Source organism: Albimonas donghaensis (genome assembly GCF_900106695.1).
In the GTDB taxonomy this organism is placed as follows: domain Bacteria; phylum Pseudomonadota; class Alphaproteobacteria; order Rhodobacterales; family Rhodobacteraceae; genus Albimonas; species Albimonas donghaensis.
The window spans coordinates 1,252,477-1,271,858 of the sequence record NZ_FNMZ01000001.1; the positions used below are offsets into that span (position 1 = coordinate 1,252,477).

At 73.1% G+C, this 19,382-nt stretch carries 13 protein-coding genes; 2 read left to right on the forward strand and 11 right to left on the reverse strand.

Translation table 11 applies throughout. The features are described 5' to 3' along the window. Positions 1-80: 80 nt before the first annotated feature. From mfd to BLV24_RS05285, 6 genes are all read right to left on the reverse strand, one after another. A complete protein-coding gene (gene mfd, locus BLV24_RS05260; protein WP_092680279.1) occupies positions 81-3,548 on the reverse strand; it encodes a transcription-repair coupling factor in 3,468 nt (1,155 codons plus the stop codon). 968 nt (positions 3,549-4,516) lie between these two features. Continuing rightward, positions 4,517-5,635, reverse strand: a complete 1,119-nt coding sequence (gene dprA, locus BLV24_RS05265) for a DNA-processing protein DprA (RefSeq protein WP_092680280.1) — start codon at positions 5,633-5,635, stop codon at positions 4,517-4,519. A 335-nt stretch (positions 5,636-5,970) separates the two neighbouring features. Continuing rightward, positions 5,971-6,630 (reverse strand): glycerol-3-phosphate 1-O-acyltransferase PlsY, encoded by a 660-nt coding sequence (plsY, locus tag BLV24_RS05270; protein ID WP_092680040.1) that lies wholly within the window; start codon positions 6,628-6,630, stop codon positions 5,971-5,973. Beyond that, positions 6,627-7,940, reverse strand: a complete 1,314-nt coding sequence (pyrC, locus tag BLV24_RS05275) for a dihydroorotase (RefSeq protein ID WP_092680041.1) — start codon at positions 7,938-7,940, stop codon at positions 6,627-6,629. Before pyrC ends, plsY begins: the two co-directional genes overlap by 4 nt. Next, positions 7,937-8,953, reverse strand: coding sequence for a DUF4268 domain-containing protein (locus tag BLV24_RS05280; protein ID WP_092680042.1), 1,017 nt, complete (start codon positions 8,951-8,953; stop codon positions 7,937-7,939). The genes pyrC and BLV24_RS05280 overlap by 4 nt, the downstream gene beginning before the upstream one ends. Beyond that, on the reverse strand, positions 8,950-9,897 hold the full coding sequence (locus BLV24_RS05285) for an aspartate carbamoyltransferase catalytic subunit (RefSeq protein ID WP_092680043.1): 948 nt from the start codon (positions 9,895-9,897) through the stop codon (positions 8,950-8,952). Before BLV24_RS05285 ends, BLV24_RS05280 begins: the two co-directional genes overlap by 4 nt. Positions 9,898-10,417: 520 nt before the next feature. Between BLV24_RS05285 and BLV24_RS05290 the strand changes: the two genes are divergently transcribed. Further along, complete coding sequence (locus BLV24_RS05290) at positions 10,418-11,032, forward strand: glutathione S-transferase family protein (protein WP_092680044.1); 615 nt, start codon at positions 10,418-10,420, stop codon at positions 11,030-11,032. A gap of 101 nt (positions 11,033-11,133) precedes the next feature. Here the strand turns inward: BLV24_RS05290 and wrbA are convergent, their stop codons facing one another. The 4 genes from wrbA to BLV24_RS05310 all read right to left on the reverse strand — a co-directional run bounded on the left by wrbA (position 11,134) and on the right by BLV24_RS05310 (position 16,681). Beyond that, positions 11,134-11,730 (reverse strand): NAD(P)H:quinone oxidoreductase, encoded by a 597-nt coding sequence (gene wrbA, locus BLV24_RS05295; RefSeq protein WP_092680045.1) that lies wholly within the window; start codon positions 11,728-11,730, stop codon positions 11,134-11,136. A gap of 391 nt (positions 11,731-12,121) precedes the next feature. Next, complete coding sequence (locus tag BLV24_RS05300) at positions 12,122-14,968, reverse strand: valine--tRNA ligase (protein ID WP_092680046.1); 2,847 nt, start codon at positions 14,966-14,968, stop codon at positions 12,122-12,124. A 299-nt stretch (positions 14,969-15,267) separates the two neighbouring features. Further along, the gene (locus BLV24_RS05305) at positions 15,268-15,933 is read right to left on the reverse strand and encodes a hypothetical protein (RefSeq protein ID WP_092680047.1); all 666 of its coding nucleotides are present in this window, start codon (positions 15,931-15,933) and stop codon (positions 15,268-15,270) included. A gap of 307 nt (positions 15,934-16,240) precedes the next feature. After that, positions 16,241-16,681 (reverse strand): Lrp/AsnC family transcriptional regulator, encoded by a 441-nt coding sequence (locus tag BLV24_RS05310; protein ID WP_092680048.1) that lies wholly within the window; start codon positions 16,679-16,681, stop codon positions 16,241-16,243. Positions 16,682-16,858: 177 nt separating this feature from the next. Here BLV24_RS05310 and BLV24_RS05315 point away from each other — a divergent pair, with 177 nt between their 5' ends. After that, positions 16,859-18,031, forward strand: a complete 1,173-nt coding sequence (locus tag BLV24_RS05315) for a type III PLP-dependent enzyme (protein ID WP_092680049.1) — start codon at positions 16,859-16,861, stop codon at positions 18,029-18,031. A 232-nt stretch (positions 18,032-18,263) separates the two neighbouring features. Here BLV24_RS05315 and BLV24_RS05320 read toward each other — a convergent pair whose 3' ends face one another. Further along, a complete protein-coding gene (locus tag BLV24_RS05320; RefSeq protein WP_092680050.1) occupies positions 18,264-19,340 on the reverse strand; it encodes a hypothetical protein in 1,077 nt (358 codons plus the stop codon). Positions 19,341-19,382 lie beyond the last annotated feature (42 nt).

The following is a 19,382-nucleotide window of genomic DNA, read 5'->3' on the forward strand; positions in this document are numbered from 1 at the left end:
GGCGGCGCGGTCCCGATCAGGTCCGGCCGCCCTGCCCGGCATCCGGGGTTCCTCCGCTCCGGGCGACGGGATAGCGCCGCTCAGGCCGCCTTCCTGCCGTTCCCGGCCAGTCGGGCCAGGTCCCGGGCGATGGCGAAAGCGCCCTTGAGCCGGTCGCCCTCGGTCGCCCAGTCGCGGCGCACCACGACCTTGTTGTCCCGGATCTTCGCCAGCCCGCCCTGGTCCTGCAGCCAGCCCGCCAGCCCGGCCGGGTTGGCGAACTTGTCGTCCCGGAACATCAGCGTCGCCCCCTTGGGCCCCGCATCCAGCTTGGCGATCCCGGCCCGGCGGCACATGGCCTTGACCCGCACCACGCGCAACAGCATCTCGACCTCGCGCGGGGGCTTGCCGAACCGGTCGTGAAGCTCGGCGGCGAAGCCCTCCAGCTCGGTCTTGGTCTCCAGCCCCGACAGCCGCCGATAAAGCCCCAGCCGCACGTCGAGATCGGGGACATAGGCCTCCGGGATCATCACCGGCACGCCGAGCCCCAACTGCGGCGACCAGTCCCCGCTGTCCGTCGGCACGTCGACGTCCCCGGCCTTCATGCGCGCGATCGCCTCCTCCAGCATGTGCTGGTAAAGTTCGAAGCCGATCTCCTTGATATGCCCGGACTGCTCCTCGCCCACCAGGTTGCCGGCCCCGCGGATGTCGAGGTCATGGGAGGCGAGCGTGAAGCCCGCGCCGAGACTGTCGAGGCTCGCCAGAACCTTCAGCCGCTTCTCGGCCCCGTCGGTCAGGCGCTTGCGCGGCTCGGTGGTGAAATAGGCGTAGGCGCGCAGCTTGGAGCGCCCGACCCGACCCCGGATCTGGTAGAGCTGCGACAGGCCGAACATGTCCGCCCGGTGCACGATCAGCGTGTTGGCGCGGGGAATGTCGAGCCCGGATTCCACGATGGTCGTGGCCAGCAGCACGTCGTATTTGCCGTCGTAGAAAGCGTTCATCCGCTCGTCGAGATCGCCGGCGGCCAATTGCCCATGAGCGGTGACGAAGGTGATCTCGGGCGCCTGCTCACGCAGGAAGGTCTGCAATTCGTCGAGGTCCGAGATGCGCGGGACCACCACGAAGCTCTGCCCGCCGCGGAAATGCTCGCGCAGCAGGGCCTCGCGGACCGTCACCGGGTCGAACTCGGCGATGTAGGAGCGCACGGCGAGCCGGTCCACGGGGGGCGTGGCGATCACCGACAGCTCCCGCACGCCGGACATGGCCAGCGACAGGGTGCGCGGAATCGGCGTCGCGGTCATGGTCAGCACATGGACGTCCGAGCGGAGCTCCTTCAGCCGCTCCTTGTGGCGGACGCCGAAATGCTGCTCCTCGTCGATGATCAGCAGGCCGAGATCGTTGAACCGGATGCCCTGGGCCAGCAGCGCATGGGTGCCGACCACCACGTCCACGGTCCCGTCCGCCAGGCGCTTGCGGGTGTCCGCGGCCTCCTTGGCGGGCGTGAAGCGCGACAGCTGCCGGACATTGACCGGGAAGCCGCGGAAGCGTTCCGCGAAGGTCTTGGCATGCTGACGCGCGAGCAGGGTCGTGGGCGCCACCACCGCCACCTGCGTGCCCGAAAGCGCGGCGACGAAAGCCGCGCGCAGCGCCACCTCGGTCTTGCCGAAGCCCACGTCGCCGCAGATCAGCCGGTCCATGGGCGAGCCCGCCGCCAGGTCGCCCAGCACGTCCTCGATGGCGGCGAGCTGGTCGTCGGTCTCCTGGTAGGGGAAGCGGGCGCAGAACTCGTCCCACGACCCCTGAGGCGGTTCGAATTCCGGGGCCTTGCGAAGGGTGCGTTCGGCGGCGATCCGGATCAGGCGGTCCGCCATGTCGCGGATCCGCTCCTTCATCTTCGCCTTGCGGGCCTGCCAGGCGCCGCCGCCCAGCCGGTCCAGCAGCGCGGTCTCCTGCCCGTAGCGGGACAGCAGCTCGATATTCTCCACCGGCAGGTAAAGCTTGTCGCCCCCGGCATATTCCAGCGCGGCGCATTCGTGGGGGGCGCCCAGCGCGGTCACCGTCTCCAGCCCGGTGAAGCGGCCGATGCCGTGCTCGACATGCACCACCAGGTCGCCGGCGGAAAGCGACGAGGCCTCGGACAGGAAGTTCTCGTTGCGCTTGCGGCGTCGGGGGCCGCGGATCAGGCGGTCGCCCAGCACGTCCTGCTCTGCCACCACGGCGAGGTCGGCGGTCTCGAACCCCTGCTCCAGCGGCCAGATCGCGAGGTTGACCAGCCCCGCCTTCGCATCGGCGAAACGGGAGACGAGCCGCGAGGCCGGGGCCTCGTGATCCTCCAGCAGGGTCTTCACCCGGTCGCGGGCGCCCTCGGAATAGGTGGCGAAGATCACGGTCTTCTTCGCCTTCAGCAGGGCGCGCAGATGGGTGGCGAGGGCGTCGAAGACATTGCCCCCTTCCTGCGCGCGCTCGGCCGCGAAGCCCCGCCCGATGCGCCCGCCCATATCCACGCAGCCCGGTCCCGGCGGCTGCGGCAACGGCGAGAATCGGCGCAGCGGCCGGCCCGAAAGCGCCTCGATCCATTGCGCCTCGGTCAGGTAGAGGCGTTCCGGGGGCGCGGGCTTGTAGACCGCGGCGCCGAGCGCGGGCTTGTCGGCGAGCGCCGCGCGGCGGGCCTCGTAATGGTCGGCGATCATCTCCCAGCGGGAGGCGCGGGCTTCCTCGATCTGGTGATCGAGCGCCACAGGCGCGTCGGGGAGATAATCGAAGATCGTCTCCATCCGCTCATGGAAGAAGGGCGCCCAATGCTCCATGCCCTGCTGCTTGCGGCCGGCCGAGACCGCCTCGTAGAGCGGATCGTCGAGGCCGGCGGCGCCGAACGCCTCCCGGTAGGCGGTGCGGAAGCGGGCGATGGCCGCGTCGTCGAGCGTGACCTCGGAGACGGGGGCGAACTCCACCCGGGGGATCTTCTCGATGGTGCGCTGGGTCTCGGCGTCGAAGCGCCGGGCGCCGTCGAGCATGTCGCCGAAAAGATCGAGGCGGACCGGGGATTCGGCGCCCGAGGGATACACGTCCACCACCCCGCCGCGGATGGCGTAGTCGCCCGGCTCGGTCACGGTGGGGGCGCGGTTGAAGCCCATGCGCGCGAGGTAGGCGCGCAATTCGTCGAGATCGAGCGGACGGCCGACTTCAGCGGTGAAGGAGGCGGCGCGGACCGTGTCGCGGGCCGGCACGCGCTGGGCGGCGGCGGCGAGCGTGGTGAGGATGGCGGCCCGCGGCGGGGCCCCGTCGGCGAGCAGCGCCAGCGCGGCCATGCGGGCGGCGGCGATGTCGGCGTTGGGGGAGATGCGGTCGTAGGGCAGGCAGTCCCAGGCCGGGAAGCGGATGACGGGGAGGTCGGGGGCGAAGAAGGCCAGCGCCTCGGCCAGCGCGGCCATGCGCTGGTCGTCGCGCGCGACATGGATCACCGGCCCGCCGGCGCGTGCGGCGAGGTCGGCGACGAGCTTCGCGTCGTAGCCTTCCGGCGCGCCGCCGGTGCGCACGGTTCCGAGGGAGAGAGGGGCCTGTTCCGCCATGCAGGCCAGATAGCGTCCGGCGCGGCGCCGCGCAAGCGCGGGCATGGCGGGATGCGGCGCGGGGCGCGGCCAGAGGCGCGTGCCGGGCGCGCCACGCCGGCGAGGGGAGCCGCGCGTCGACCGTATCGCCCGTGGCAGGGCGCGCGCCCGCGCGGCGAGGCGAGGGGGGCGCCCGGCCGCGCGGTCTCGGGGCTCCGGCGTCGCGATGAAGCCTTCAGGATCGGGTAGTGATCGCTCTCTCCGGGGGAGGGCGGGCGTCGGCCCGTTCGCAAGACTCGCCTTGCGACGGACCGGCGCAGAAGCGCTCCGTCGCCGGGGGAATGCGGGCCGGCGGCAGGCGCGATGCGTGCGCGGCCCATGATGGGAAAACCGGGAACCGGGCCGCGGCGGCGACGATGCGCCGGAAGCGCGCGCGTCACGCGGATCCGGTCGCCGTCCCTCCCCGCCCTTCATGGACGACGCCTGCCGCCGCCGACCCGCACAGCCGCCGCATGGCTGGGCCGGGCCATTCGCCCTCGCGGGCTCTGGGCAGGAGCCTTGTCACAGGGCGGCGCCGCGGGCGGCCTCGGGATCTGCGCGCGGGCGAACCGCCGCAACGCGCTCGCCGCGACTGCGCAGCGTGGCGAAGGGCTTCGGCAAGGGATCCGCAAGGCGCGGGACCGCCGCGGTCCGATCCTCACGCCCTTGGCAGGACGCTCCTTCCATACCTGCGCAAGGATTGCGGCCGCCGACCCTGACCGTGCCCGGGGGGGTATGGCTGAGGGGCGCGCAAGACAGGCGCAGCGAAGGGGCGGGGCGCAGCACGGCCTCGGGGAGGAGACGCGCGCGCCGCTCCCGCGCTGATCGGAGGCTGCGGACATGCCGCTCCTTGCCCGCGCCAGAGGCGACCGCCTCGCCACGCGCCGCGAGCGGGCGCGCGACAACGGCGAGCGCGAGACGCGGCGCCTCGGGCCGCCGGCCGCCCCGCCCTACGCCTCCGGCAGCAGCGCCAGCATGCCGCCGGGCTGGCGGACCAGGCGGCCGGCGAGCTCCAGTTCCAGCAACACCTCCGCCACCGCCGACAGGTTCGCGCCCGACAGGCGCAGAAGCTCGTCCTCCTCCACCGGCGCGAGGCCCAGCAGCGAGGCGATCTCGGCCCGCAGCCGGCGGTCGTCCTGCGGCGCGGGCGGCGGCGCCGCAGTCTCGGCGAAGCCGTCGGGCGCGAGCCCCGGCGGGGCGGCCCCTCCGGCTTCGCCCTGCGGGTCCTCCGCCCCGGCCTGCTCAAGGCTTTCGACCACGTCGGCGGCGTCGCGCACCAGCGACGCGCCCTGTCGGATCAACTGGTTGCCCCCGGCCGAGCGCGGGTCGAGCGGCGAGCCCGGCGCGGCCAGCACCTCGCGCCCCTGTTCCAGCGCGAATTCGGCGGTGATCAGGGAGCCGGAGCGGGATGCGGCCTCGATCAGCACCACGGCGCGGGAGAGGCCCGCGATCACCCGGTTGCGCCGGGGGAAATGCCGGGCCTGCGGATCCGCGCCCATGGGGGCCTCGGCGATCAGGGCCCCGCCCTCGGCCGCGATGCGCTCGGCCAGCGCGGCATGGTCGCGCGGATAGACCTGCGCCACGCAGCCCGCCAGCGCCGCCACGGTGCCGGTGGGCAGCGCGCCTTCATGCGCCGCCCCGTCGATCCCGCGCGCGAGGCCCGAGGCCACGATGAAGCCCGCGGCGCCGAGCTCCGCCGCCATCGCGCGCGCCAGCCGCAGCCCCATGGCCGAGGCGTTGCGCGCGCCCACGATCGCCACCGTGCGGGCGCGCAGCGCGCTTGGGTCGCCGCGCAGCCAGAACACCGGGGGCGGGTCGGGGATGGCGGCGAGGGCGGGCGGATAGCCGGGCTCGCCCAGGATCACCAGGCGGGCGCCGGCGGCGGCGCCCGCCTCCATCTCCCGCGCCGCGGCGGCCGCATCGAACGGCGTCATGGCGCCGGCGCCGCCGCGGCGGGCGAGTTCGGGCAACGCGTCGAGCGCCCGGGCGGGGTCGCCGAAGCGGCGCACCAGCCGGATATAGGTGGAAGGGCCGACATTGCGGCTTCGGGCGAGGCGCAGGGCCGCCATCGGGTCGACCGCCCGACGAGGCGGCGAGGACGGCGCGCCGCGCGCGGTCGCGATCGCCGCGTCGCGTTCCCCGTCCTGCGCCCTGCCCGGCGCCCTCCCCGGATCCGCGCCCGCGCCAAATCCGGGGTCGATCCCGACACCGATCCCGGCGCCGCGCCCCGAACTCTGGCCCGCATCCCGGGCCCGGCCCCGCCCGATGCCGGGGTCGGCCCCCACGCGGTTCCCCGCGAAATCGATCCGCGCCTGCATGCCGCCTCCGTCCCTGGCTCCGTCCTGGAGCCTCGAAGGCGATCAGACCCTGTTATGGTTAAACCACCGTAAACGCGGCGGCCGGGTCAGCTTTTGCCGCCGATCCGGCTTTCCTCGCCGCGCAGGATGCGGCCGATGTTCTGCCAGTGCCGCGCCCAGACCAGCGCCGCCATGACAGCCGCCAGCAGCACCGCCTCCAGCGCCCCGAAGGCCCAGAGCGCAACCGGCGCCGCCAGCGCCGAGGCCAGCCCCCCGACCGAGCTGATCCGGGTCAGCGCCGCCGCCCCCGCCCAGGCCGCCAGCGCGCAGAGCCCCGCCGGCCAGCTCAGCGCCAGCGTCACGCCGAGCAGCGTCGCCACGCCCTTGCCGCCCCGAAACCCGAGCCAGACCGGGAACAGATGCCCCAGCACGGCCCCGAGCCCCGCCAGCGCCGCCGCATCCGGCCCCCAGCGCCCGGCGATCAGCACCGCGACCGCGCCCTTGGCCGCGTCCAGCAGCAGCGTCGCCGCCGCCGCCTTCCTGTTGCCGGTGCGCAGGACGTTGGTCGCCCCGATATTGCCCGAGCCGATCTTGCGCAGATCCCCCAGCCCGAACAGGCGCGAGGCCAGCACCCCCATCGGGATCGAGCCCAGAAGATAGCCGAGCGCCAGCGCGGCGATCAGCCAGGGGGCCGCCGCCTCGATCCCCGGCGCCGCGGCCGTGGGATCGACCAGCGCGCGCAGCCATTCCGGCGCGAAGCGGATCATGCGGTTTCCTCTTCCGGCGCGAAGACCCGTGCGCCCGCCACCCAGGTCCCCCGCACCTTGCCGGTCATCCGGCGCAGGTCATAGGGCGTGTTCTTGGACCGCGAACGCAGCCCCGCCCGATCCAGCACGAAGGGCGCGCCCGGATCGAACAGCACCAGGTCCGCCGGCGCGCCGGCGGCGAGCCGCCCGGCCTCCAGCCCCAGCAGCCTGGCGGGCGCGAGGCTGAGCCGCGCGAACAGCGCGGGCAGGTCCATCGCCCCCCCATGAACCAGTTGCAGGGCCGCGGGCAGCAGCGTCTCCAGCCCCACGGCGCCGGGCGCGGCCTGCTCGAAGGGCAGACGTTTCAGCTCCTCGTCCTGGGGAAGATGGGCGGAGACGATGACCTCCACCAACCCCTCGGCCACGGCGGCGACCAGCGCCTCGCGGTCCTCCTCGCAGCGCAGGGGCGGGTCGAGCTTGAAGAAGGTGCGGTAGGGCTCGATGTCCAGCTCGTTGAGCGTCAGGTGATGGGCCGAGGCGGAGGCCGAGACCGGCAGGCCCGCGTCCCGCGCTCTCGCCAGCGCCTCCAGCGCCCCGCGGGTGGAGACCTGGTCGGCGTGGTAGCGGGCGCCGGTCAGTTCGACCAGCGCGAGGTCCCGCTCCAGCATCATGCGCTCGGCCATGGCGGGGACGCCGGGGAGCCCGAGCTTGGTGGCGAAGAAGGATTCGGTGGCGCAGCCGCGCGCGGCGAAGGCGGGCTCCTGCGGGTGGTGGATGACCAGCGCGCCCATCGAGCGCGCATAGGTCAGGCAGCGGCGCATGACCACCGGGTCGGCCACCGCGTGGTCGCCATCGGAGAAGGCCACGGCCCCGGCGTCGGTCAGAAACCCCATTTCCGACATCAGCTTGCCGTCGCAGCCGCGGGTCAGCGCGCCCATGATGCGGACGTTCACCGGGCAGGCCTCGGCCGCGCGCTGGGCGACGAAGCCGAGCACGGCGGCGTCGTCGATGGGCGGATCGGTGTCCGGACGCACGGCGAGCGTCGTCACCCCGCCCGCGGCGGCGGCGAGCCCTACCGTGCGGTAGGATTCGCGGTGCCGCGCGCCAGGTTCGCCCACATAGACGTTCATGTCGACGATGCCGGGGGCGAGCGCGAGCCCGCCGCATTCGGTGGTCTCGCCCAGCTCGAAGGCCAGCTCGCCCGGAGGCGCGACGGCGGCGATGCGCCCGTCCTCGATCAGCAGATCGCCGGGCGCGTCGGTCCCGGCCTCCGGGTCGATCAGGCGGGCGTTGCGCAGCAGATGAGGGCGGAGGAGATTGCGGGCGGTCATGAGTCCTCCGAGGACATTTGCACCAGTTCCTCTTCAACAAGGTCGGACGCGGGCAGCATGCGCACCGGCCCGCTGAACGTCGCATGCAGCCGCCGCAGCGCATCGGCGAGCCAGGCGTGATGGGCCGGCCACGCGCTCTTGTCCGAAAAATCCGCGATCGGCTTGTCGCAGCAGACCCGGCAGGCCCGGCTGCTGGGCAGCTCCTGCCAGTCCAGCGGGCCGCCGAAGGACGATTCCGCCTGCTCGCGCTCCTCGCTGAGCATCGCGAACCAGCGCTTCGCGACGCCCGGCGTCGCATGGTCGATATAGAACTCGGCGCGGATATAGCCCGCGCGGGCGTTCACCACCGCGCCCAGTCGGAAATTCGTCCGTCCGATCGGATACTCCGTCCAGGACGAGGTCGTCGGCGCCTTGCGCGGCAGCAGGCCGTTCGCCGGCAGCGAGGCGGCGAAGGCGGTCCAGAAGTCGAACATCCGCTGCTGGTGTTCCGTGCGCTCGCCGCTCGTGTCATTCGCGGCCGCGGCCACCGACCGGGACCAGTCGTTCGGCTTGGAGACGAGGTTGAACTTCGGCGCCAGCGGGCTGTCCCCGATCCGCCACAGCTCGACCTCCACCGCGAAGAAGCGGAACTTGGCGGCCGTGATCTCGTTCAACCAGTCGAGCGCGGCGCGATGCTCGTCGGTCACGGCGCGCGCGATCCAGATGATCGTCGCGGCGTGCAGACCGGCGGCATAGGTGATCAGCTGCCCGAGATGGCCGTGATCGGTCCGCTCCAGCTGGTTCTCGATCAGCACGAACTCGTCGCCGCCGGAGACCCGCGCCAGAATGTCCGCCCGAAACGGGCCGACCCTGCGCTCCACCGCCTCGACCTCGAGCCCGTCCGGGCCGTAGCCGAGCGTTTCCGCCAGCAGAGAGATGTTCTCCGGCTGCGCCAGCCACGGGGTGAAGTCCAGCGCCTCATGCGCCCAGGCTTCATGCAGGTCCGCTTTCTCCAGTCGGCCCAGCGCGCTCATCCCCGCTCCCTCGCCCCGGCCAGAAGTTCGAGCACAGCCATGCGCACCGCCACGCCCATCTCCACCTGCTCGCCGATCACCGAGCGGGCGGGATCGTCGGCGACCAGCGCGTCGATCTCCACGCCGCGGTTCATCGGGCCGGGATGCATGACGATGGCGTCGGGCGCGGCATGGGCGAGCTTCTGCTGGTCCAGCCCCCAGCGATGGAAATACTCGCGCTGGGAGGGGACGAAGGCGCCCTCCATCCGCTCCTGCTGCAGGCGGAGCATCATCACCACGTCGGCGCCCTCGATCCCCTTCTCCATGTCGTGGAAGACCTCGACGCCGTAGCGGTCGATATCGGGGGGGAGCAGGGTCGGGGGGGCCACGACGCGGACCCGGTTCTCCATCATCCCCAGCAGGATCATGTTGGAGCGCGCCACGCGGGAATGGGCCACGTCTCCGCAGATCGCCACCGTCAGCCGGTGCAGGCGGCCCTTGCGGCGGCGGATGGTCAGCGCGTCGAGCAGCGCCTGGGTCGGATGCTCATGCCGCCCGTCGCCGGCGTTGATCACCGCCGCGTCCACCTTGGCCGACAGCAGCGCCACCGCGCCCGAATGCTGATGGCGCACCACGATCAGGTCCGGATGCATGGCGTTGAGCGTGGCGGCGGTGTCGAGCAGCGTCTCGCCCTTGGACATGGACGAGGTGCGCACCGACATGTTCATCACATCCGCGCCCAGCCGCTTGCCGGCGATCTCGAAGCTGGCCTGGGTGCGGGTGGAATTCTCGAAGAACAAGTTGATCTGGGTGAGCCCGCGCAGGGTGGCGCGCTTCTTGTCCCGCCCGCGGTTGAGCGCGACGTAGTCCTCGGCGAGGTCGAGGACCGCGGTCACGTCGGCGGGGGCGAGCTGCTCGATGCCCAGCAGGTGGCGGTGGGCGAAGGCGGGGGCGGCGTCCGCGATGGAAATGGCTGGTCTCCTCCGGCGTCGGGCGCGGGAGCGGACGGGCCGCGGGATCCGCCGGGAGGACGGGTCCGTGACGGGCCCGGGCCTCCGGCGCCTCTGCGCCGCTTATGGCGCAGGGGGCGGGCGGCGGGCAAGCGCCGATCGCGACCCGCGGGCCGCAGCGTCGGGACGCCGCGCGACGACCGTGGCGCGGGCGACGCCGGAGCGCCCGCGCGGCGAGACGGGCCGGTCGCGGGCGGAAAGGGACGCGCGCGGCGGGCGTTCCGCCCGGATCTCCACCGCCAGGCGCCGGACCTGCCCCGCCGCGCCCCCAGCCAGGCCGCGCCTTGCGATCAGCCCGTCGGCGCCCCGAGGCCCCGCGCGCGGCGCGGCGCCGAGGCGAAGGGAATGCCCGCCGCAGGCGGGCGCCGCAGGCGGGCGCCGCAGGATCCCTCCGGACCCGGCGCGCGCGGCGCTTGACCGTCGCGCCCCGCCGCCGCTTCACTGCCCGAAACGCGCCGCCAGGGAGGATACGCGCATGTACACCGTCGTCGGAGACCCCAGGAACCGCACGCGCCGGGTGATGTGGATGCTGGAGGAGCTCGCCCAGCCCTACAGGCTGGAAATCGCCGAGCCCCAGTCCGATCGCCTGCGCGCCGTCAATTTCACCGGCAAGGCCCCCGCCCTGCTGGTCGAGGGGACGGCGCTGGGCGACTCGGTCGCCATCGTCACCTTCCTCGCCGACCGCCACGGCGCCCTGACCCATCCCGCCGGCACGCTGGAGCGCGCCCGCCAGGACGGCGCCACGCAGTTCATCGTCGACGAGCTGGAAGGCGCCTGCTGGACCGCGGCCAAGAACCGCTTTCTCCACCCCGAGGACAAGCGCGCCGACGTGGAGCCCACCTGCCGCTTTGAATGGGACATGGCGCTGGAGCGGCTGGACTGCCGGCTGGGAGACGCGCCCCACCTCGCGGGCGAGGACTTCACGATCCCCGATCTGCTCGCCGGCCATACGCTGCGTTGGGGGATGAAAATGTTCGGCTGGCCTGCGCCCGAGGGCCGGCTGGCCGCGTATCACGCCCGCATCTCCGACCGTCCCGCCATGGCGGCCGCCATCGAACGCGGCAGGCAGGCGCTGGCCGCCGCGTCCTGAGCCGCGCCCCCCCCGCCTCGCCTCCCCCCACCGCGCCCGAACAGGAAAGGGGCGGCCCCGCGCGGGGCCGCCCCTTCCCGTTCCCGAACCCGTCGCGCCGGTCAGGCGGCCAGCTTCGCCGCCAGTTTCGCCACATGGGCGCCCTGCTGACGGGCCATCGACAGCTCCGTCTCCGTGGGCTGGCGCGCGCCGTCGGGCCCCGCGATCGTGGCGGCGCCGTAAGGGCTGCCGCCGCGGACCTCCCCGACCTGGCCCAGCTCCGGCGTCGAATAGGGCAGACCCGCGATCACCATGCCATGGTGCAGCAGGGTCACATGGGTGGTGAGAATGGTCGATTCGTTGCCGCCCCCGGTGCCGGTCGAGGCGAAGACCGACCCCACCTTGCCGATCAGCTCGCCCCTGGCCCAGAGCCCGCCGGTCTGATCGAGGAACGTCCGCATCTGCCCCGACATGTTGCCGAAGCGGGTCGGCACGCCGAAGATGATCGCGTCATAGTCGGCCAGCTCGGAAGGCGAGGCCTCGGGCGCCTCCTGGTCGGTCTTGCCGCCGGCGGCCTTGAAGGCGTCCTCGGGCATGGTCTCGGGCACGCGCTTGACGAACACCTCGGCGCCCGCCTCCACGACGCCGTCGGCGACCGCCTTGGCCATGGTTTCGATATGGCCGTACATCGAATGGTAAAGCACCAGAACCCTGGTCATCGCTCGCTCCTGCATTTCGGTCGAGGCGGCCGGGCGCGGATCGCGCCCCGGCCATCGCCATCGTTGCGCAGGACGTGGGGCGGAGGCGGCCCGGGGACCAGCCCGGCGCCGCGCCACGAATTGTGTTCACTTCGGAAACGACGACGCGCCGGCGCGCCTTTACGCAGGGAAGCACGCGCCTTGCGCGCGGGCGGCCGGCGAATGACCGCCCGCCCCTGCCCGGGCTTTTTCGGGCGCGCCCCGCTGACGCGGCCCCCCCGAAACGCCCCCCGTAACGCGCCCCCGAAACGCGCGCCCGTGACGCGCTCGCTCGCCGCCCGCCGCCCGCCCGGCGTCGCGCCGGGACGGGCCTTGCGATGCGGCGGCGCCCTCATGCGGACGCCGGCGCGGATCAGACCAGTTCGGCGGCCCGGGAGGCGGCGAGGGAGAGACGCGCCGCCTCGGCCCGAAGCTCCTCCAGACGCTCGCGGTTCTCCTCGACCACGTCCTCGGGCGCCTTGGCGAGAAAGCCCGGATTGTCGAGCTTGCGGGCGATGCCGTCCGCGTCCTTCTCCACCTTCTTCAGGGCCTTCTCCAGCCGCGCCTTCTCGGCCGCGCCATCGACGATCCCGGCCAGCGGCAACGCCACCGCGCCGCCCTCCAGCGTGATGGTCACGGCGCCCTTCGGAGCGGTCTCCACCGTCTCGATCCCCTCGATCCGCGCGAGCCGGGAGATCAGCGCCGCCTCGCCGTCGGCCAGCGCCCGCAACGCGTCGTCCGCCTCCAGCACCAGCAGCGGCAGACGGGCCGAGGGCGGCACGTTCATCTCGGCGCGCACCGAGCGCACCGCCTCGATCAGCGCGATCAGCCGGCCGATGCGGCGGTCGGCGGCCGGGTCGGCCAGCGCCTCGGCAGACAAGGCGGGCCAGTCGGCGTGGATCAGCATCTTGGGCCGGTCCGCGATCTGGCCCCAGAGCTTCTCGGTCACGTAGGGCATGAACGGGTGCAGCATCACCAGGCACTGGTCCAGCGCCCAGGCCAGCGTCGCGCGGGTCTCGGCCTTGGCGGCCTCGTCCTCGCCCATCAGCAGCGGCTTGGAAAGCTCCACATACCAGTCGCAGAACACCCCCCAGACATGGGCGTAGAGCGCGCCGGCCGCGTCGTTGAACCGGTATTCGGCCAGCCCCGCGTCCACCACCTCCCGCAGGCGCGCCGTCTCCCCCACGATCCAGCGGTTGAGCGGCGCGGTCGCCGAGGCCGGGTCGAATCCCGGCACGGGGACGCATTCGTTCATCTCGCCGAAGCGGGCGGCGTTCCACAGCTTGGTCGCGAAGTTGCGGTAGCCCGCGACCCGGGACCTGGACAGCTTGATGTCCCGCCCCATGGCGGCCATCGAGGCCAGCGTGAAGCGCACCGCATCCGCGCCGAACTCGTCGATCAGCTCCAGCGGGTCGATGACGTTGCCGAGGCTCTTCGACATCTTCTTGCCCTTCTCGTCGCGGACGAGCGCGTGGACATAGACGTCGTGGAAGGGCTGGACCGGCGCGCCGGCCTCGTCCTTCATGAAGTGCAGGCCCATCATCATCATCCGGGCGACCCAGAAGAAGATGATGTCGAAGCCGGTGATCAGGACCGAGCTGGGATAGTATTTCGCCAGTTCCGGCGTCTGGTCCGGCCAGCCCAGCGTGCCCATGGGCCACAGGCCGGAGGAGAACCAGGTGTCCAGCACGTCGGGGTCGCGGGTCAGCGCGGTCGGCGCGCCGAAATGCGCGTCGGCGGCGGCCTGCGCCTCGGCCTCGGTCGCCTCGCAGAAGAAGGTCCCGTCGGGCGCGTACCAGACCGGGATCTGGTGGCCCCACCACAGCTGGCGCGAGATGCACCAGGGCTCGATGTTCTCCATCCAGTGATCGTAGGTCTTCACCCAGTTGGCGGGGTGGAAGGTGGTGCGGCCGTCATGGGCGGCGGCGAGCGCCTCCTTGGCCAGCGCCTTGGCGTCGACGAACCACTGGTCGGTCAGCCAGGGCTCCACCGCGACCTTGGAGCGGTCGCCATGCGGGACCACATGGGTCTCGGCGTCGATGCCGTCGAGCCAGCCCTGCCCCTCGGCCAGCGCCACGATGCGCTTGCGGGCCTCGTAGCGGTCGAGCCCCTCCAGCGCCATCGCCTCGGGGTCGGGCGCGCAGCCGTCGAGGAAGGCGTCGTTGCGCTCCAGCGTGATCTCGGCGCGCGAGGTCATGACGTTGATCAGCTTCAGGCCGGCGCGCTTGCCGACCTCGAAATCGTTGAAGTCATGGGCGGGCGTGATCTTCACCGCGCCGGTGCCCTTGGTCGGGTCGGCGTGCTGGTCGGCGACGATGGGAATGCGGCGGCCGACCAGCGGCAGGACGACCGACTTGCCGATCAGGCCGGCGTAGCGGGGGTCGTCGGCGGCAACCGCGACGCCGGTGTCGCCCAGCATGGTCTCGGGCCGGGTCGTGGCGACGACGATGTAGTTCCGTTCCTCCCACGCGCTGGGGTCGTCATCATCCGGCGTCCAGTTGCGGGTGGTCTGCTCGCCGTCGATCTCCTCGCGCACCACGGGGTGGTCGTAGGTCTCCCCGTCCGCGAGCGTGTAGCGGAAGCGCCAGAGATTCCCCTTCTCCTCCACCTGCTCGACTTCCAGGTCGGAGATCGCGGTCTCGAAATGCGGGTCCCAGTTCACCAGCCGCTTGTCGCGGTAGATCAACCCGTCCCGGTGCAGGCCGACGAAGACCTTGAGGACCGCGTCATGGAAGTTGCCGTCCTCGCCCGCCGGGGCGCCGGGGGCGCCGGACATGGTGAAGGCCATGCGCGACCAGTCGCAGGACGCGCCGAGGCGGCGGAGCTGGTTGAGGATGGTCGAGCCGCTCTCGGCCTTCCACTCCCAGACCTTGGCGGTGAAGGCCTCGCGGCCCATTTCGCGACGGCTGGGCGCGCCTTCGGCGGCCAGCTTGCGCTCCACCACCATCTGGGTGGCGATGCCGGCATGGTCCTGGCCCGGCTGCCAGAGCGTGTCGAAGCCCTGCATGCGCTTCCAGCGGATCAGCGCGTCCTGCAGCGTGTTGTTCAGCGCGTGCCCGATATGGAGCGAGCCGGTGACGTTGGGCGGCGGGATCAGGATGGCGAAGGTCTCGGCGCCGGGCCGGGCGTTGGCGCCGGCGGCGAAGGCGCCCGCGCGTTCCCATTCGGCGTAGATCTCGGGCTCGGCCGCGGCGGCGTCGAAGGTCTTGTCCATGCTCATGGCGGAAGCGGTCCGGTTGCTCTGCGTCGGGGGGCGATCGTGGCGAGGCGATCGTATGGGTCGGGCGCTTCTAACCCGTGGGGGCGGAAGGGGGAAGCCCGGGGGCGCCCGCCGGAGCCTCGGGCCGGGGGGACGGGCGGGCGGTTTGCGGAGGGAGCGGCCGCGTCCGCCGGCCCGCGGGTTGGGAGGGTCCGCTCGCGGCCGCGGTCGAAGGGGGGCGCCCGGCGGATCCGTTTCGGGGCGGCGGACGCAGGGGCGGCGGGCGGAGACGGGAAGCGGGGGCGGGAAGCGGGGCCGGCTCAGCCGCGCGGGTCGGAAACCGGGGCCGGAGCGCGTTCCCTCTCCCGCCCCGCGACGGCGAGGTTTCTCGGCCGGGCGTCGCGCACAAGCAGCTGCTCCGAGAACTGCGTCTCCCCCGCCTTTCCCGCCCAGGGCAGCGCGAACACGCCCTCCCCGTCAACCCAGTCGCAATGCCGGTGCTCGGCCCCGAACCAGGGCGCCGCGCAGGCCGCCGCCGCGTCGAGCCCCGGACCCGGCATGAGAAAGGCCGCGCCCGAGGCCGGGTCAGCCCCGCCCAGCGGCACATTGGCGCCCGGAAACACGAAATCCGACGCGGTCGGCGCGGCGGCGAGCTCCGCCGCCGTGGGCAGCCGCCAGCCCCCCGACGCAGGCAGGTCGAGATCGGCGAGCGCGGCGGGAACCGGCGCCGCCCAGGCCCAGTCGAGCCCGTCGCGGGTGATATAGGCGTTGGCCGGCGCCTGAGATCGCGCCAGCCCGGCGAGCCCGCCCGCGCCGGCCCCCCGTCTCGCGGCGCCCTCTCCCCCAGAGCCCTGCCCGCCAGCGTCCGGGCTCGCGATCCCGCTCCCGGCCGGCGCATCGGAAAGCGCCCGCCCCGTGCCGGTCGCCGGGGGCGCGCCGCCGGCGAGGCCGAAGGCCAGCGCCGCGGAAAGGGACGCCGCGCCCATGCGACGAAGGCTCCGAAGAACCGCGGCGGGGGCGACGCCCACGCCCCCGGCTAGAGAGAAAGCGGGACGGGATGACGGAAGGCGGTTCATGCGGCGGATCCATCTGCAGCTTCTCGCAGATGCGAAGCAAATCCGGCGCCAACTTGTGCGGCGCAGCATAGCCCCTCCCGCGCCCCGCTCTCCCGCCCTGCCCCGGCGCCGCCCGCGCCACGGATCAAAGGCCGCGCGAGCGCGCCGACGCGGCCAGGCGCCCCGGCCGACGCGCGGCTCCCCTCAGCCCGCGCCCCGCCCGATACTCACCCCCCGCTCACCACCTGCGGTCAAGCTTGGTCGACAACTGCACCAACGTCTCGATCCCCTTCACCCCCTCCACCATCGCGATCCGGTCCAGCGCCACGTCCAGCTGCGAGGTGTCCGGCGCCCCGATCTGCGCCGCGAGGTCGAAGCGCCCCGAGGTGGTGTGCAGGCTCTCCAGCTCCCGCATCCGCTGCAACTGCGCGCCCACCGCCGCCGCATGCCGCGGCTCCACCTGGATCAGCACATAGGCCCGGATCATCGCCCCCGGCGCGGTCTCGGCCCGCACCGTGTAGCCCTTGATGACCCCGGTGCGCTCCAGCTTCTCGATCCGCGCCTGGACCGTGGTGCGCGCCAGGTTCAGCCGGCGCGCCAGCTCCGAGGCGGGCGCGCGGGCGTTGCGCGCCAGCAACCCGAGCAGCGCGCGATCCGTCTCATCCAGCGAGTCGGCCATGTTTCGTCACCTTGCTGATGCTTTCGTCATATCGCCTGCAAAATACATCATTTCGCGCATTCTGTCAGGTCGATTTAGACCGCATATCGCGCATCCTGAAGTGACTGAACCAAACACGGCGACGGAGCTATCCGACCGATCCAGACTATCACCGCGCAGCAGAAGGATTGCAGCGCCATGACCCAGGTTGCCCCCCTCTGGACTTCCCTCGAAGCCTTCGTGGCGCAGGAGCAGCCGGATGAACCGGTGTTCTTCCTGTCGCCCGCCGCGGTCACCGCAGGCGCGCGCCGCTTCCTGGACGGGTTCCCCGGCCTGGTCACCTATGCGGTCAAGTCCAACCCCTCGCCGGCCGTGCTGATGGGCATGATCTCCGCCGGGCTGCGCGGCTTCGACGTCGCCTCGCCCGAGGAGATCCGCCTGATCCGCTCGCTCTGCCCCGAGGCGGCGCTGCACTACCACAACCCGATCAAGTCCCGCGACGAGCTGCGCTTCGCCCATGCCGCCGGCGTGCGCACCTATTCCGTCGACAGCCGCGCCGAGATGGCCAAGCTGATCGAGGTCCTGCCCGCCGAGGGAACCGAGCTTTCGGTCCGCTTCCGCATGCCCGTGAAGGGCGGCGCCTATGACTTCGGCACCAAGTTCGGCGCGACCGAGGCCGAGGCTGTGGAGCTGGCGAAGATCGCCGCCGCGGCCGGCTTCGACGTGTCGCTGACCTTCCACCCGGGCACCCAGTGCAAGCGCACCGAGGCCTACGTCTCCTATATCGAGGCCGCCGGCCGCATCGCGCGCGAAAGCGGGGTTCGACCCGGCCGGCTCAACGTGGGCGGCGGTTTCCCGGGCGGCCTCGCCGAGGGCGCGCCGGAGCTGGAGGTCTATTTCACCGCCATCCAGGCCGCCGCCATCGCGGCCTTCGGCGCCGATCACCCGGCCCTGGTCTGCGAGCCCGGCCGCGGCATGATCGCCGGCGCCATGGCGCTGGTGACCCGCGTGAAGCTGGTGCGCGAGGACGGCGCGGTGTTCCTGAACGACGGCGTCTACGGCGGCCTGGCCGAAGCCCCCCTGACCGGCGACGTGCCGGCCTTCCGGGTGACGCGGGCCGACGGCTCGGCGGTGACCGGCCCGGTCGAGGGCCGGGTGGTGTTCGGCCCGACCTGCGATTCCATGGACCGGATGCCCGGCACGCCGGACGTTCCCGTGGCGATCGAAGAAGGCGACTTCGTGATCTTCGAGGGCCTGGGCGCCTATGGCACCGCCACCGCCACCCGGTTCAACGGCTTCGGCCCGAACCGGGTCGAACTGGCCGAGACGCTCGGCGCCGCCGCGATCATGTCGGAAGCGCTGGCCGCCTGAGCCGCCCCCGGGCCGGGTCCCGCGCCTGCGGCGCGACGGACCCGGCCGTTCTCCATCCAGCGATCCGGGCGCGGGCGCGAGCCGTCCGCGAAGGGTCGCGCCGTTCGCCCGAGGGCGAACGATGACGCCCGCGCGGCGGCCTTTCGGCCGGATCGCGCGGGCGTTTTCATGTGTCTTGGCGGGTCTTCGTGCGTCGGGGCGGGGCTTCAGGGCGTCGGGGCGCCCGGCCGCATCAGCCGGCGCCGGGGCCCTTGCTCTTCTCGGTCTCCATCTCCTCGACGGCGCGTTTCACTTCGCGGGCCACGAGATGGCGGATGTTGATCGAGATGCGCTCGCCCAGCGGACCGGCGAGCTCGTCGCGGATTGCCTGGCGGATCATCGCCAGCAGCTCGTCGCGATCGCGCGGCAGGCCGGCGGCGGGGAACGGCGGGGGCGCGCCCGTGCCCTCTTCAGCCGACATCGCCTGGCGAAGCGCCTGGGAGGTCGGCAGGGCGGAAGCGGGGCGGCTCGTCGCGGCGGGCTCCGCGGGGGCGGCGGGCGCCGGAGAGATCGGCGGGGTCCGCGTCACCAGCGGCGCGCCGGCCGGGGCCGGGATTGGAGCAGGCTCGGGCTTCGGCGCAGGCGCCGCCTCGCGGATCGGGAACGTCTGCTGATCGAAGCCGCCCGACGACGGCGCAGGCGACGGCGCTGGATCCGGCGAAGCCGTGGCCCCCGGCGCGGGGAACGTCTGCTGATCGAAACCGCCCGACGACGGCGCAGGCGACGGTGCGGGATCCGGCGAAGCCGCGGCCCCGGGCGCGGGGAACGTTTGCTGATCGAAACCGCCCGACGACGATGCAGGCTGCGGCGCGGGCTCCGGGGCGGGCGCGGGGTCGGGCGCGGCGTCGGGCGCGGCGTCGGGCGCGGCTTTCGGCGTGGGGAAGGTCGACTGATCGAACCCGCTCGACACAGCGGGCCGGGGCTCGGAGACGGGCTCCGGCGCGGGCGAAACCGGCGACGCGGCGCCGGGCCAGACCGGCTCGGACGGAACCGGCGACGGCGCGGGCGTGTCGATCCGCCGGGTGAGCACCAGCGGCGGCTCCTCGTCCGGCGCGGGGCCGAGCGTGGGCAGCGGCGGGCGGGCGGGCATGTCGCCCGGACCGCCCGGCCCGCCGACCCGCATCGCCGCGGTCAGCTGCAGGGGCCCCGAGGCGCTCGAACCCGCGTCCGGACCGCGGCCGGCTCCGGCCGCGCGCTCTTCCGCATCCAGGTTGCGAATGGACGCGAGAAGCTCCGCCTTGGACGCCTTTCCGGCCTCGTTCTCGTGCATTTCGACCCCTTCCGAACTGGCCCGAATACGCCCGGCCGCCGG